7 protein-coding genes are annotated in these 16,729 nt (G+C 65.0%); 4 read left to right on the forward strand and 3 right to left on the reverse strand.

All coding sequences use genetic code 11. From position 1 onward, the window contains the following. Positions 1 to 4,182, reverse strand: coding sequence for a YhdP family protein (locus RT688_RS07210; protein WP_313704164.1), 4,182 nt, complete (start codon positions 4,180 to 4,182; stop codon positions 1 to 3). Positions 4,183 to 4,347: 165 nt separating this feature from the next. Here RT688_RS07210 and glnE point away from each other — a divergent pair, with 165 nt between their 5' ends. From glnE to map, 4 genes are all read left to right on the forward strand, one after another. Continuing rightward, a complete protein-coding gene (glnE, locus tag RT688_RS07215) occupies positions 4,348 to 7,065 on the forward strand; it encodes a bifunctional [glutamate--ammonia ligase]-adenylyl-L-tyrosine phosphorylase/[glutamate--ammonia-ligase] adenylyltransferase (RefSeq protein WP_313704165.1) in 2,718 nt (905 codons plus the stop codon). A 362-nt stretch (positions 7,066 to 7,427) separates the two neighbouring features. Further along, positions 7,428 to 10,313: a TonB-dependent receptor domain-containing protein gene (locus RT688_RS07220; RefSeq protein ID WP_313704166.1), complete on the forward strand. Its 2,886-nt coding sequence runs from the start codon at positions 7,428 to 7,430 to the stop codon at positions 10,311 to 10,313. Positions 10,314 to 10,714: 401 nt separating this feature from the next. Next, positions 10,715 to 13,552 (forward strand): TonB-dependent receptor domain-containing protein, encoded by a 2,838-nt coding sequence (locus RT688_RS07225; RefSeq protein WP_313704167.1) that lies wholly within the window; start codon positions 10,715 to 10,717, stop codon positions 13,550 to 13,552. Positions 13,553 to 13,700: 148 nt separating this feature from the next. Next, positions 13,701 to 14,465 carry a type I methionyl aminopeptidase gene (gene map / locus RT688_RS07230; protein ID WP_313704168.1) on the forward strand — a complete coding sequence of 255 codons (765 nt, stop codon included), beginning with the start codon at positions 13,701 to 13,703 and terminating at the stop codon, positions 14,463 to 14,465. A gap of 83 nt (positions 14,466 to 14,548) precedes the next feature. Here map and RT688_RS07235 read toward each other — a convergent pair whose 3' ends face one another. Together RT688_RS07235 and RT688_RS07240 are read right to left on the reverse strand one after the other, a co-directional pair. Next, positions 14,549 to 16,255, reverse strand: a complete 1,707-nt coding sequence (locus RT688_RS07235; protein WP_313704169.1) for a S8 family peptidase — start codon at positions 16,253 to 16,255, stop codon at positions 14,549 to 14,551. Positions 16,256 to 16,467: 212 nt separating this feature from the next. Beyond that, a complete protein-coding gene (locus RT688_RS07240; protein ID WP_313704170.1) occupies positions 16,468 to 16,668 on the reverse strand; it encodes a hypothetical protein in 201 nt (66 codons plus the stop codon). Positions 16,669 to 16,729 lie beyond the last annotated feature (61 nt).

Raw genomic sequence — 16,729 nt, forward strand, 5'->3', positions numbered from 1 at the left:
TCATTCCTTTTTCGCTTTGGCTGCCGGCGGCGTGTCCGGCGGGTTGTCGAGCTTGGTGATGGTCGGCGACTTCCAGGGGCCCGTGATCTGCATCTGGTAGGTCAGCGCCTTCATCACCGGCGCGCGCAGGAACAGCTGCGCCAGATAGGAACCGATGCCGATCACCGGGTTGACCGCCAGGCCATACACCAGCGGCCCGGTGCCGAGGTTGAATTCCGGGATCACCACCACGTGCAGGTTGGTTGATTCGTTGGCGATGTCGGCCGTGCCGTCCATCAGCACCGTCGCCGCCACCCCGTGCATCTTGAGGTTGTCGGTCTTGACCACGCCGCGCGAGATCATCGCATTGGCCGTGATGCCGTCGAACGCCAGGCCCTCGGAGAACACGTCGTGGAAGTCGAGCTTCAGCAGGCGCGGCAGGGCCTGCAGGCTCAGCACGCCGAGCAGCTTGGCCGCGCCCGGGTCCTGCTTCAGGAACTGGCCGCCGCCCACGTTCAATTCGATCTGGCCCGACAGCGAAGGAATGTCGAGCGCGTACGGCAGCCCGCTCCAGGACAGGTCGCCCGACAGCTTGCCCTTGCCGCGGCGCAGGGTCTCGGGGAAGCCGAGGCGGTCGAGCAGGCGCCCGGCATCGAGGATGTCGAGGTTGAAGTTCATGCTGGTGTTGCTCTTGCCGTCTTTCGTGAGCCAGCGCCCGGTGGCGCGCAGCTGGCCGTCGGGATTCGACAGGCTCAGGCGGTCGATGCGCCACTCCTTGCCGGCCAGCGCCTGCACATTGCTGGCCTGCAGGTCGAGGCGGCCGAACTGCTTGTTGAACAGCTCGAAGCGCTCGGCCACGATGTCGAGCGCCGGAATGCTGGCCGCGCCGCGGTTCGATTCGAGCAGGTCCTTGACCTCGGCCGCCGACGACTCCGGGATGACGAGCGAGGCCAGGCGCGCCGTGACCTTGCCCACGCCCTGCCCCGGCTGCTCGCTCCAGCCGACGTGGCCGGAAGCCTGGCGCGACTGCAGGTTGGCCTGCCAGCTGCTGCCGCGGTGGGTCGCGCCGACCACGACGTCGACCATGCGCCGGTCGGCGACGAACAGCTCGCCGGCGCGCGCGGCGATCGTGGTGGGCACCACGTACTGCGAAAAATCCGGCCCGGCAGGGACTGCCGCCCCGCGGCTGGCCCTGCCGGGCTCCCCTTTGTCATCGTTCTCGTCGTCGCCGGCGATGGTGTGCGCCGCCGCCAGCCAGGCGTCGACGTTCAGCGACTTCATGTCGACGTTGATCATCATGCCGTCGTCCGGCTCGGGCGCCGGCAGGTTCACGCCGATGCCGCCGCGCTCGACCACCCAGTGCCCCTGCGGCTGGCGGCTGCGCACGTAGCGCGCGGCGACCGCATTGCCCAGGTTCAGGCGCAGCTCGTCGCGGCCGACGCCGTCCACCGTCGGGGCGCCGGTCAGCACGAAACGCAGCGGCAGCGCCGCGTCCTGGGCCTTGTTCAGCGGCGCCGGCAACTCCAGGCCGAGGCCGGCCAGGCTCGAGTCGAGCGTGACGGTCAGCGCGTGGTCGCGCACCGCCACCACGCCACCGTAGCGGGTGCTGCCGGACATGCGCGTGGCCAGGCGCGCCATCGCCGGGGCCGGCGCGCTGCGGCGCATGCCCTCGGCCGACAGCGTGCCGGCCAGGCGGATCGCGATCGCACCGTCGCGCTGTGTACCGCCCGACAGCGCCAGCGGCCCGCCGAGGAAGCTGGCGCCGACGCCGTTCAGGTTGACGCCATGCTCGGTGAATTCGATCCTGCCGAGCGCCGCCTGCAGCGGCGGCAGGTCGGGGAACAGCGACACGTCGTTGTTCTGCAGCTGCAGGGCGCCCTGGACCTTGGTCTGGGTCAGGTCCGCCAGCGGCATGCGCAGTTTCAGGCCGAGGCGCGCGTTGCCGCTGCCGCGCGTCTCGTCGGTGAAGTGGCCGATCCAGCCCGGCACCGGACTGGCCGACACGTAACGCAGGAATTCCTGCAGCGGCCCGGCGGCGGTGCCGTCGATGTCGAGCTGGGCCTCGTGCGAGCCGAGGTTCGGGATGACGGCGCGCACGTTCGACAGGGCCAGGCCCATGCTGCGCAGGGTCTCGCCGTGGATCTCCATGCGCGCGCGGTCGAACACGATGCTGCCATTGATGGCCTCGGCCAGCGGCCACTGCGGCTTGTTCTCAGGCGTGCGGTGGCCGGGCGCGTATTCGAGCACGGCGCCGTTCAGGCGTCCGGCGACGCGGAATTCGCCGCGCGCGCGCTGGCTTGCATTGTCGGCCCGGAACGGGAACTCGGCCAGGTCGCCGCGCAGGCGCAGCTGCACGTCGTCCAGGGTGCCGCCCTGCAGCGCCGCGGCCAGCCAGTCGCGCAGGTGTTCCGGGGTCACGTTCGGCAGGAAGCGCCCGACCTCGGCGATCCGGAAGCCGTCCAGGCTGCCGCGGACGTCGGCCACGCCCGGGCCGTGGCCCTCCGCCAGCGGCAGCAGGTGGCTGCCGGAGAGCTCGCCCTGCAGGCTGCCCTGCGCGAACGCGAGCCGGTCCACCTCGACCAGCAATTGTTCCCGCGGCTGGTAGCGCCAGCGCGCCTGCAGCGCCAGGCGGTCGAGCGGCATCGCGTCTTCGGCGAACCAGGCCGGCATGCGCAGCGCCAGCTTGTCCGAGTCGACGCTGACGCTGCCGCCGTCCTCGGTGGCGTCGATGCTGCCGGACAGGTTGTCGACGCCCGGCAGGGCCGGCCGCGCCGCTTGCGCGGCCACGCCCGGGGCGGCGGCGATGGCGGGACGCGCCGGCTGCGGCTGCAGGCTCAGGCCGGCGACGCGGCCCTTGATGCGGTAGCCGGCCAGTTGCGGCACCTTGCCGTCCCAGGACGCGGAAAAATCGAGCAGTTGCCCGCGCGGCGCGAAGTCGGCCAACAGCTGGCGCTGCAGCGGCGAGAGCGGCAGTTGCGCCGCCAGCTCGGCCAGCGCCGCCAAATCGACCTGGCGCGCCTCGACCGCGACCCGCTGCGGCTTGCCGCCCCGCGCCGGGGTGAAGGTTTCGCTGACGGTGGCCGGCGGCAGCGCGCGGCCGTCGCTGGTGACCACCCTGAAGTCGCTGACGCCGACCGTGTGGCCGTTGGCGCCGAAGGTCGGCTTGCCGTCCTCGACGCCGGGAGCGAGTTCCTCGCGCGCGGAGAAGCGTCCCGACACCCGCGCCAGCGCCAGCGGCGGCAGGTTCGGCTGCATGCGCGCATGGACGCCGGCCAGCGCCAGGTCGGCGGTGAAGCCGGCCAGGCGCGCATGGTCGAGCGTGATCCAGGCGCGCAGCGAGCCCTTGCCCTGGTTCAGTTCGAAAGGATAGTCGAGGTACTGCTTCCAGGCCGCCAGGTCGGCGTCGCGCAGGTCGGCGTAGAGTTCGCCGCGCCACTGCGAGATGTCGGAAGCGCGTCCGCCGAAGCGCGGATGGGTGAAGCGCGCGCGCACGTCCAGCGGCTGGGCCAGATTGGCCGGCGGCGTTGCCTTGAGCGCGAAGCGGTGCGTGGTCCAGCGGTTCTGCAGCACCAGCGAAACGTCGCGCAGCGCCAGCGGCGCCGCGCCGCGCAAGGCGTCGGTCCAGTCGATGCGTCCTTCGCGGATCAGGATCTGGCGCTGGCGAAACACCCAGTCGCCGCCGGCGCCGCCCTCCTCCTGCTTCGGGTCGATGCGCACGCCGGCCACCTGGAACACGCCGTCCGGCCCGCGCCGCACGTCCAGCTGGGGGCGGATCAGCTCCAGGGTCTCGAAGCGCGGCTCGGCCGCGAACACGCTCCACCAGGAAAAGGTTGCCGATACCGAGGGCAGCGCCAGCACCTGGCGTCCCTGCGCGTCCTTCAGGGTGACGTCGCCCAGGAACAGCGAAGGATGCAGGCCGCTCCAGGAGGCGTAGATGCGGGCAATGGCGACCTCGTTGCCGAGCGCGCGGCTGGCCAGGCGCTCGATGTCGCCCTTGTACATATCTATATTAGGAAGGATCGCGTAGCGCAGCGCCAGGAACAGCAGCCCGAGCCCGAAGTAGACCAGCAGGACCAGCTTGATGGTGAACCCGAGCACATGATGCGAAGCCAGGTTCAGATAGCGATAGGCGGCACGCACCCGCCGCCAGCGTTCGGCCAGCGGAACGTGCGCCTGGGGCGCTTCAGGCTCCGGGTTGTGCATCAAAGTGCTAATAAAAGGCTCGCCGTAAATTGTTTCTTTAATAAGAGAGCGCTTGCTACGATCGCGGCGTCTACCTTACCATCATGCTGACCCAGGCAGCACGGCGGGCAATTCTACCGCAAGCACGCCTTCCGGAACGCTTTTACTCTTGTGCAGGACGACCCGATGACACCTGTTTCCGCCGCCAACGCTTCGCGCTGGTATCAACGCTGGGTCGACGCAGTTCCCGGCCGCCACGAACGTGTCGCCGGGTTGACCCGATTATCGCTGGCCCGGCCGGATTTCGGCGCGTTATTGGAGACCGAGCTGGCCGCCGGCATCCCCTTGCCGCGCGCCATGCGGCGCCTGCGCAACCTGCTGCTGGCCGGCCTGATCCGGCGCGACCTCGAGGGCCTGGCCGATCTCGACGAAGTCGTCACCGCCATGACCGGCCTGGCCGATTTCGCGATCCGCACCCACCTGGACGACCTGATGGCCGAGATGGTCGCCGCCCACGGCGTGCCGGTCGGCGCCGAGTCCGGACGGCCCCAGGAAATGATGGTGCTGGCCATGGGCAAGCAGGGTGGCGGCGAGCTGAACGTCTCGTCCGACATCGACCTGATCTTCGTCTATCCCGAGGACGGCGAAACCGCGGCGGGGCCGCAGCAGCGCGGCCTGTCGAACCACGAATTCTTCGTGCGCCTGGGGCGGCGCCTGATCGGCGCGCTGTCCGAAGTCATCGAGGACGGCTTTACTTTCCGGGTCGACATGGCCCTGCGTCCGAACGGCAAGTCCGGACCGCTGGCGGCCAGCCTCAACATGGTCGAGGAATACCTGATCGTCCAGGGCCGCGAATGGGAGCGCTATGCCTGGGTCAAGGCGCGCGCCGTCACCGGCCTCGACGAAGACATCGCCGCCCTGGACGCCATCGTGCGTCCCTTCGTGTTCCGGCGCTACCTCGACTTCGGCGTGATCGATGCGATCCGCAACATGCACGCCCAGATCCGCGCCGAGGTCAACCGCCAGGAGCGCCTGCATCCGGACCGCAGCGACAACGTCAAGCTGGGGCGCGGCGGCATCCGCGAGATCGAATTCCTGGCCCAGGTGTTCCAGCTGATCCGCGGCGGGCGCGACCCGGCCCTGCGCGAACGCTCCACGCGCCAGACCCTGCGCCTGCTCGGCGAGCGCGAGCTGATGGCGCCCGCCACCGTGGAGCGCCTGCTGGGCGCCTACACTTTCCTGCGCAACCTGGAGCACCGCCTGCAATACCTGGACGACGCCCAGACCCATACCCTGCCTCCCAACCAGGCCGACCGCGAGATCATTGCCCGGATGATGGGCTTGCCGGACGTCCCCGCCCTGCTCGCCCGGCTCGAGGAACAGCGCGCCTTCGTGGCCGCCGAATTCGACGACATGTTCGCCGACAAGAGCGCCGCGCCAGACGAGGAGCGCGCCGAACTGGAAGCGATCGCGGCCGATCCGGAGAACCTGGCCGCCATCGAGGACCACCTGCGCTCGCTCGGCTACGAGGATCCGCTGGACGGCGCGCGCCGCCTGGTGGCGACCTGGCAGGCGCCGCGCCTGCAGAGCCTGCCCGATGCGAGCCGGGCGCGCCTGCTGGCCCTGGTCAACCTGGCCCTGCCCCAGGTCGCCGCGACCGTGAAGGAAGCCGGGGTCGGCAGCCACGGCGCCACGCTGGGCCGCCTGCTCGACTTCCTGGAAGCGGTGGCGCGCCGCTCGGCCTACCTGTCGCTCCTGACCGAGTACCCGCACACGCTCGAACGCGTGATCCGCATGATGCACGCCAGCGGCTGGGCCGCCACCTTCCTGACCCAGCACCCGATCCTGCTCGACGAGTTGCTCGACGACCGCGGCGGCATCGACGAGCCGGCGCAGCTGGCGGCCAGCCTCGACACGAGATTGCACGAGGCCGAGGGCGACACCGAGCGCCAGCTCGACATCCTGCGCGAGACCCACCACGCCCAGCAATTCCGCCTGCTGGCGCTGGACCTGGCCGGCGAACTGTCGGTCGAGCGCCTGGCCGACCACCTGTCGGCGCTGGCCGACGTGATGGTGGCGGCGACGGTGCGCTGGGCCTGGAAGACGGTGGCCACGCGCCACGTCGAGGAACCGCGCTTCGCCGTGATCGCCTACGGCAAGCTGGGCGGCAAGGAGCTGGGCTACGTGTCCGACCTCGACGTGATCTTCCTGTTCGACGACGAGGACGACATGGCGCCCTCGAACTACGCCAAGCTGGCCCAGCGCTTCATCACCTGGATGACGGCGCACACGCCGGCCGGCATCCTGTTCGACATCGACACCGCCCTGCGCCCGGACGGCGCCAGCGGCATGCTGGTGGGCTCGCTCGCCGCCTTCGAACGCTACCAGCGGCAGTCGGCCTGGGTCTGGGAGCACCAGGCGCTGACGCGCGCGCGCTTCTGCGCCGGCGACGCCGCCATCGGCGCGCGCTTCGAGGCGATCCGCGACACCGTGCTGCGCCAGGACCGCAGCTTGCGCGAAGCGGAGCTGAAGGAAGAAGTGCGCAAGATGCGCCGGCGCATGCACGAGGCCTACCCGAACCGCACGATGCTCTTCGACCTGAAGCAGGACGCGGGCGGCATGATCGACATCGAGTTCATCGTCCAGTACTTGGTGCTGCGCCATGCGGCGGCGTATCCGCAGCTCACGGCGAATCTCGGCAACATCGCGCTGCTGCGCATCGCCGGGGAACTGGGGTTGATCGACCCGGCGCTGGCGGCGGACGTGGGCGGCGCCTACCGCACGATGCGCAAGCTCCAGCACCAGCTGCGCCTGCAGGGACAAGAGGCGGCGCGCGTCGCGCCGGCCCAGGTCGCGCTTGCCAGCGCAAAAGTTATCGAGCTGTGGCAACAACTTCTGGTTTAAAAAAAATGCGGCGCTGCAACAAGCATCCGCATTCTCCACTTCCCCTACGTATGTACTAAAAAATAGCATTCATGCACCAGTTTGGAGCATGTATGTATCGTTGCAGTGCAACAAAAAACCCGATAAAACAACTACTTATCGATATTGATCGATTGTGTTGTTTTTGCCACGAAATTATTCCTTCAGTCATTGACACCCAAAGAACAAAAGTGTCTGATGTACAAGTCTTGCTAATCATCAAGCGGAGAAATTTAGAAATCTGGTTGTTGCCCACCAGGCACGTAAACCAGTACCCGGCTTGAGTTGCTTGATCCATGCAGTTGTAGCAGACGAAATACTGAAAATAATTTTTTGGAGAGTCCATGCATCAACGTAAACAAATCGCCGTCGCCGTTACTCTGGCTGTCAGCGCGATGTCCGCCTTTGCGCAAACCACCCCTACCACCACTGAGTCCCCCACCCTGCAGCGCGTGGAAGTGACTGGCTCGCGTATCCGCGCAGTCGACCTGGCAACGGCCCAGCCGGTCCAGGTGATGAGCCAGGAACAGATCCAGAAAAGCGGCCTGGTCACCGTCGGCGACATCCTGAACAACCTGTCGTCGGCCGGTAGCCCGGCATTCTCGAAGGGTGCGGTGCTGACCTCCAACCGCGAAATGGGCGGCCAGTTCCTCGACATGCGCAACCTGGGCGCCCAGCGCCTGCTGGTGCTGGTCGACGGCAAGCGCTGGAGCCAGTCGGTCGACGGCTTCACCGACATGTCGACCATCCCGTCGTCGATGATCGATCGCATCGACATCCTGAAGGATGGCGCCTCGGCGATCTACGGCTCGGACGCGATTGCCGGCGTGGTCAACATCATCCTGAAAAAGAACATGGAAGGCGGCGAGTTCAGCGGCTACGTCGGCCAGAACAAGGAAGGCGACGGCAAGACCCAGGACTGGAGCCTGTCGTACGGCGTCGCCAGCGACAAGGGTTCGTTGATGTTCGGCCTGTCGCACAGCAAGCAAGGCGAAGTCTGGGCAAAAGACCGCGCCATCACCGCCTACACCTACGGCCCGAACCACATCGAAGACGGCCTGGGCGCCGGCCCATGGGGCCGTATCACCCCGATCACGGCTGCCGGCACCTCGAACACCAGCGCCGCAGCCGGTGGCTTCAACCGCGTGATCAACCACACCGGCACCTATGACGGCGTGGGCGTCAGCGCGGACGTTCGCAACCCGAACAACTACCACGCCTACGACAACAACTCGCCGCTCGACAAGTACAATTCGACCCAGGACATGATGTTCCAGGCGCCGAACGAGCTGACCTCGATCTTCACCAAGGGCACCATCAACCTGCCTGCGGACATGCGCTTCACCACCACCGCGATGTACGCCCAGCGTAACTCGTCGACCCAGGTGGCCGGCTATCCGCTGCAAAGCACCTCGCAGGTCGCCAACAAGGTGTACATCAGCAAGGACAGCTACTACAACCCGTACGGCAACTCGGTCAACCCGGGCCAGGGCATCGACCTGTTCTTCGCGCGCCGTACCATCGAACTGCCGCGTATCACCGACAACAAGAACAAGACCCTGCACATCGACGCCGCCCTGGAAGGCAGCCTGAACCTGGGTTCGTCGGCATGGGACTGGAGCGTCGGCTACAACCACAGCTCGGTGACCGGTATCACCAACAGCAGCGGTAACATCAACCTGTTCCGCCTGGCCAAGGCCCTGGGCCCGTCGTTCATGGGCGCCGACGGCGTCGTGCGCTGCGGCACCAGCATGAACAACCTGGTCGATGGTTGCGTGCCGTTCAACATCATCGGCGGCCCATCGGCGTCGACCCCGGAAGCGCTGGCGTACATCAACCACCGCGGCGGCGGCACCTACGGCAGCACCGTCAACAGCGCAACCGCCGACATCAGCGGCGAGATCTTCCAGCTGCCGGCAGGCGGCCTGGGCTTCGCAGCCGGCCTCGAACACCGTGATGTGCGCGGTTACGACCGCCGCGACGCGCTCGAGCAGCAGGTCCTGACCACCAACCTGGCCGGCTTCGACACCGTCGGCGACTACAAGGTCAAGGAAGCCTATGCCGAGTTGAACGTCCCGGTCCTGAAGGACATGCCGTTCGCTAAACTGCTGAGCCTGAACCTGGCAACCCGCTACTCGGACTACAGCAACTTCGGCGACACCACGAACAGCAAAGTCAGCGTGATGTGGAAACCGATCGACGACCTGCTGGTGCGCGGCACCTGGGCCGAGGGCTTCCGTGCTCCGGCACTGGGCGACACCTTCGGCGGCGGCTCGCAGTCGTTCGACACCTACCTGGACCTGTGCGACAGCCAGTACGGCCGCGCAGCGCGTGACCCGGCCGTCGCGGCGGCCTGCGCAGCCGACGGCGTGCCTGCCGGCTTCCGCCAGAAGAACCAGGCTGGCGGCAACGTCACCGGTGGCGGCGCGCAGACCACGGTGGCATTCAACACCGGCGTCGGCAACCAGACCCTGACCCCGGAAACGGCGACCACCAAGACCGCCGGTTTCGTGTACAACCCGTCGTACGTGAATGGCCTGTCGGTCGCGGTCGACTACTTCGACATCGAAGTCAAGAACCGCGTCTCGGACATCAGCGTGAACTACACGCTGACCCAGTGCTATGTGTACAGCGTGCAAGAGTTCTGCGACAACTTCTCGCGTGATGTCACCGGCCAGATCACCCAGCTGAACCGTGGCAACAAGAACATGGGTTCGATGTCGACCAAGGGCTGGGACCTGGAGCTGAACTATCGCTTCCCGCGTACTCAGTACGGTCAGTTCGCCTTCCGTAGCCAGAGCACCTACACCGACGAGTACAACCTGCAGAGCACGAACGAGTCGGAAATCCTCAACTACGCCAGCGAGTTCCCGATCTACCGCGTGAAGTCGAACATGACGCTGGACTGGAACCTGGGCAACTGGAGCGCCACCCTGGGTGCGCGTTACTACAGCCCGGTCAAGACCACCTGTAACTTCGAAGAGGAGTGCTCGGATCCGGAAGGCCAGAGCGCTGGCTTCGACGGCTACAACAAGCTGGGTTCGCAAGTCTTCACCGACCTGAGCGTCGGCTACAAGACCGCCTGGAACGGCAAGATCATGGTCGGTGTGAACAACATCCTCGGCCGTGGTCCGCGCAGCAACGCCGACGCGGGTGCTTCGGCAGCCAAGGTGGATGCGGACGTCCCGCTGGACCGCTTCATCTGGGTCCGCTACAACCAGTCGTTCTAATCGACTGTGCCTGGCCCGCGGGAGCGGGCCAGCTCCGGAATGCCCGCTTCGGCGGGCATTTTTCGTTAACGCCTGCGGGTAGCCGCGTCAAGGTGAACATACGACCATATACATATGTAGTTACGCAACTTTGCAACATACTGAAGTTAATAACTTCACACTGTTGACAGAGGGGCTTCCGAGGTGATTCCATTGTCGCGCTGCAACAGAGCTCATGCGTACCGCATGGAGTTTTGCAACAAAGCAAGGAGTGGCCATGTCTCGACGTGGACATACCGATTTCACTGAGGAGTGTTACAAACATGATGGAAACAATCTTGTCCCGGTCGATTCGCGCAATCTGCCTGAGCGGACTGGCTGTGGGCATGCACGCTGCGTACGCACAAGAGGCGACGCAGTCGATGCAACGCGTCGAAGTTACCGGTTCGCGTATTCGCCAGGTCGATCTGGAAACGTCCCAGCCGATCCAGGTCATGAACCAGGAACAAATCCAGAAGTCCGGCCTGATCACCGTCGGCGACGTCCTGAACAACCTGTCGTCGGCCGGTTCGCCGGACTTCAGCAAGGGCGGCTCGCTGACCTCCAACCGTGAAAACGGCGGCCAGTACATCAACCTGCGCAACCTCGGCTCGAACCGCCTGCTGGTGCTGGTCGACGGCAAGCGCTGGACCCAGACCGTCGACGGCTACACCGACATGTCGACCATTCCCGCCTCGATGATCGAACGCATCGAAGTGCTGAAGGACGGCGCCTCGTCGATCTACGGCTCGGACGCGATCGCCGGCGTGGTCAACATCATCCTGAAGAAGTCGATGGAAGGCGGCCAGCTGAGCCTGTACACCGGCCGGAACCAGGAAGGCGACGGCAAGAACAAGGACTTCTCCCTGACTTACGGCGCCGTCGGCGAAAAGTCGTCGGTGATGTTCGGCCTGTCGCACACCGAACAGGGCGTCGTGTGGCCAGCGGCCCGCGGCATCACCTCGACGTCCTACGGCCCGGGGCACCCAACCGCCGGCCTCGGCGGCGGTCCATGGGGCCGTATCGCGCCGATCAATCCGCTGAACGGCGAAGCCGATACCGAACTGCGCGAGGACGAAAACGGCAACCCGCTGAACGCGGGCCGTTTCTTCAACCGCGTCATCAACCACACCGGCACCTATGACGGCGTCGGCACCAGCGCAAGCTCGCGCGACCCGAACAGCTACCACGACTATGTCGGCGCGAACGACGACAAGTACAACTCGACGCAAGACATGATGCTGGTCATGCCGAACAAGCTCGATACCCTGTTCGTCAAGGGCGAAATCTCGCTGCCGCTGGACATGACCTTCCGCAGCACGGCCATGTACTCGCAGCGCAGCTCGACCGCCCAGATCGCCGGCTACCCGCTGCAGTCGACCACCCAGAGCACCTTCCCGGTCTACATCGACAAGGACAGCTACTACAACCCGTACGGCAACCAGGTTGCCGGCGCCGGCCTCGGCCAGGACCTGTTCTTCGCCCGCCGCACCATCGAAGTGCCGCGCGTGACCGAAAACGAAAACCGCACCCTGCACGTCGACGGCACCCTGTCGGGCGACTTCGAACTGCGCGGCCTGCCGTGGAACTGGAGCGCCGGCTGGAATCACAGCAAGGTCAGCGGCACGACCGTCGGCACCGGCAACGTGAACCTGCCTAACCTGAAGCGCGCCCTCGGCCCGTCGTTCATGAACGCCTCCGGCGTGGTCCAGTGCGGCACCCCGGATGCACCGCTCGGCCTGACCGAGTGCGTTCCGTTCGACATCGTGGGCGGTCCGTCGGCGTCGACGCCGGAAGCGCTGGCCTACATCATGTCGACCGGCCAGGCGTCCTACGGCAGCACCATCACCAGCATGACCGCCGACGTCGGCGGCGAAGTCTTCACCCTGCCGGCAGGCGCCGTCGGCTTCGCGGCCGGCGTCGAGCACCGCGAAGTGAAGGGCTACGACCGTCCGGGCCAGTTCGAGCAGTCGGGCTATTCGACCGACCTCGCGGGCAACCCGACCTACGGCCGCTACACCGTCAAGGAAGCCTACGCCGAACTGAACGTGCCGGTGCTGAAGGGCCAGCCGTTCGCAGAACTGCTGACCTTCAACCTGGCCTCGCGCTACTCGGACTACAGCAACTTCGGCAACACCACCAACAGCAAGATCAGCTTCATGTACAAGCCGGTCAAGGACCTGCTGACCCGTGGTACCTGGGCTGAAGGCTTCCGCGCACCGACCCTGGGCGACACCTTCGGCGGCGGCCAGCAGTCGTTCGACGAGTTCCTGGATCCTTGCGACACCCGCTTCGGCGAAGCCGCACGCGACCCGGCCGTCCAGGCACGCTGCGTTGCCATGGGCACCAACGCGACCTACCGCCAGAAGGACCAGGCGGGCCAGCCGATCACGAACACCGGCGGCACCCAAGGCCTGACCGCCTTCATGTCGGGCGCCGGCAACACGTTCCTGGAACCGGAAACCGCGGTCACCAAGACCCTGGGCTTCGTGTACAGCCCGTCGTTCCTGCCAGGCTTCTCCGGCTCGCTCGACTGGTACAACATTCGCGTCAAGAACCGTATCACCGGCATCAGCGCCGAATACGTGGCCAACGAGTGCTACATCAACGGCTCGGCCGACTTCTGCAGCGTGATCAAGCGTGACCCGGTCACCGGCCAGATCAGCGCCCTGTCGCGCGGCAACGCCAACCTGGGCGAGATGGAAGCCGAAGGCTTCGACATCGCACTGTCTTACCGCCTGCCGCGTACGCAGTACGGCCAGTTCACCATCCGTAACGAGACCTCGTACGTCGACACCCTGCGCACCCGCAGCAGCGCCGACAGCGAGTGGAACAACTACGCTGGCGAATACCTGACCAACCGCGTGAAGTCGAACACCAACCTCGACTGGAGCCTGGGCAACTGGAGCGCGACCTGGGGCATGCGTTACTACAGCCCGGTCAAGGACCAGTGCTGGGATGCCGAAGAAGGCATCGAGTGCAACATGCCTAACGCCAAGACCACCTGGGGTACCGGTGCCAACAAGCTGGGTTCGCTGGTTTACCACGACCTGAGCGTCGGCTACAAGACCGCGTGGGATGGCCGCGTCCTGGTCGGCGTGAACAACTTCCTGAACAAGAAGCCACGCATCGTGTACAACACCCAGGCATCGGCTGCCTCGGTGGATGCGGACATGCCGCTCGATCGCTTCTTCTACGTGCGCTACAGCCAGTCGTTCTGATGGCGCGGGTCCGCCAGGACCCCGCTTGATGAGCTGATGCGTTGAAGCGTCGGACCATGCCCGCCAGCTTATCCTGGCGGGCATTTTTTATGCACTGCGGTATCATGACGGATTGCGCGGCGCGGCCGCGGCTATCCAACAAGCAAACATGGCAATCAAACTCAAGAACGACAAGGACATCGCGAAGATGCGCGTCGCCGGCCGCCTCGCGGCCGAAGTGCTGGAAATGATCGGCGAGTACGTCGTTCCCGGCGTCTCCACCGAGGAACTCGACCGGCGCTGCAACGAATACATCCGCAAGGTGCAGAAGGCAACGCCGGCCAACGTCGGCTACCACGGCTTCCCGAAGACCCTGTGCACCTCGGTCAACGGCGTGGTCTGCCACGGCATCCCGAGCGAGAACGAGATCCTGAAGGACGGCGACATCATCAACATCGACGTCACCGTCATCAAGGACGGCTGGCACGGCGACACCAGCCGCATGTACTATGCCGGCACCCCGAGTCCCGAGGCGAAGCGCCTGGTCGATACCACCTTCGAGTGCATGATGGCGGGCATCCGCACCGTGCGTCCGGGTTCGCGCCTGGGCGACGTCGGCCATGCGATCCAGAAGCTGGCGGAAAGCGCCGGCTACTCGGTGGTGCGCGACTACTGCGGCCACGGCATCGGCCGCGTCTACCACGAGGACCCGCAGGTGCTGCACTACGGCCGTCCGAACACCGGCCTGCTGCTGAAGGAAGGCATGACCTTCACGGTCGAGCCGATGATCAACATCGGCGCCGAGGAAACCAACCAGCTCGACGACGGCTGGACCGTGGTCACGGCCGACGGCTCGCTGTCGGCCCAGTGGGAACACATGATCGCCGTGACCGCCAACGGCTTCGAGATCCTGACGCCCTGGCCGAAGGGCTGACCGCGCCCGGATTTCCTGAACTTCCCGGAAACGAAAAAGCCCGCCGTTTCGCAACGGCGGGCTTTTTTACTGCCGACTGCCCTTTACATGCACGGGATGTACGCGCCAGTCGTATTCGTCGCCCTGAAATCGACGTCGGCATTCGCCCGGGTGACCATCCCCTGGGCATCGGTGACCGTCACGGTCAGCGTGCCGGTTTGCCTGGCAAGCGTGGTCCGGCCACACACCTCGAGGAAGGCCGAAATCTGCACCGTCGGGCTGCTTGCATTCGTCAACGCGAACCCATCCATCGTCGACCACGCATACGTGAACGGCGCCGCGCCGATCGGCTCGACCGTCGCGCTGGCACTGACCGTGCCGGTGCCGCTGCGGGTCTTGTAGATACTGCTGGGAACGATGGTTGTTGCCCAGTTGATCGCTTTCGTGACCGCGGCCTGGGCATCGAGGATGCCGGAACCGCATGAGGAACATCCATATGGGAAGGGTTTTGCCGTGCTTTTCAGTACCGTTTCAACCCCCGCCCCCGTCATTGTCGGCTTGGCCTGCAGCATCAACGCAGCGACCGCGGCGACGTGGGGCGCCGCCATCGAGGTACCTTGGAGCGTCTCGTACAAATCCGCGCCGGGCCCGGAAGTCCCTGCGTTATAAGTTGACACGATGTCGGTTCCCGGCGCCGAAAGACTGACGCTGGCGCCAAAGTTCGAAAACGCGGCCTTTTTACCCTCGGCATCTGTTGCCGCTACCGCGACAACGCCTGGACAGTTTGCCGGGGTGAACTGACTGGCGTCTTTTCCATTATTTCCGGCTGCCACCACGACCACCGTTCCCCGGCTTCTGGCGGCATTGATGGCCGCGCTATAGGTATAGCCGCAGGCGCCCGTCCCGCTCAGCGACAGGTTCAGCACGCGTGCCGGCGTCGGATTGGCAGGAATTCCTGCGACCGGATTGCCCGATCCCCACAGGATCGCATCGGCGATATCGGATTCATGGCCGCCCTGGCATCCCAGGACACGCAGCGGGAGAATCTTTGCCCCGTAGGCGATGCCCGCCACGCCCTGGCCGTTATTGGTGACGGCGGCAATGGTTCCCGCGACGTGGGTGCCGTGCCAGTTGCTCTGGCAATAGAGTCCACCCGGTTCCTGTGCATCGGAATCGCGCCCATTGCCGTCCATCGCGTTATTGACGTCGGAGACAAAATCGTAACCCGGCAAAATGTTGGCAGCCAGGTCGGCATGCGGACGATAACCCGTGTCGATCACGCCTACCACCACCCCGGCGCCCGTCATTCCATATGCCCACGCGCCGGGGGCGTTAATGCCTGCCGCGGTATTCTGCAGGTCCCACTGATACCCGAACAGCGCATCGTTCGGGATCATTGCCGCCTGCATCCTGCGGTCGGGTTCCGCATATTCCACATCCGGATCGGCCGCGGCGATTGCGCGCGCGATTGCCTGGACATCCGCGTTTTTCAGAGGCTTGTCCAGGGCCCAGATTTGCGCGCCCAGGCCGTTCGTGCGCAGTTGCCTGGCAACGAGTCCGCGGGCCTTTGCCACTTCCTGTACGCGGCCTTTCGCCATGTTTGCCGCCGCGGCGCTTTTGCGTGAGGTGGCATTGTCGCGATAGCGCACGATGAGACGGTCAGTCTCCTGCAGGAGCTGGCCGATATCGGCGGCAGCTGGTCCGCGCGTGCTGGAAGGCGCTACCGCAAGTGCCACATTGGCGTGTAACGAAAATAGTGTGGCGGCTGCAGCGATCGAGCTTTTAAGCATGAAAACCTGTGATTTTTTCATTATTTCTCTCGGTAGCATTGGGATTGTTATGGGATAAAAAAAAGAAACATCCCCGGCCTGGCGGATTGCTTCACCAAAAACAATACCATAAAGAAATAATTATCAAAACCAACTAGTTTTATTTCAAAGGAAATTCTATGCAAAGTGATTATCAATATGCATGAGGAATGAATCCCTACACAAATATGAATTAATTTCTCAAATGAAATGCATTATTGAACAATATAATTGTGCGTATTGTCAATATATTGGATTAATATTGTTTTTTTATAAAAATCCGCGCTGTACGGATCACTAAAACAAAATGCCCCTGACGGGGCATTTTCAACGGCGGCACTGACAGGCTGTTTCACGCCCATCGGCACGTTGAGGATGGCAGGCGTGCCAGCAGCGGCGTCGGAACCTGCATGCACCCACGGATCGGCATCGCTACCCGCACGATGGGCAGGATTTCATTGTATGCCGGGCTACAAC

It is taken from the genome of Massilia sp. (genome assembly GCF_032106685.1).
GTDB lineage: Bacteria > Pseudomonadota > Gammaproteobacteria > Burkholderiales > Burkholderiaceae_D > Telluria.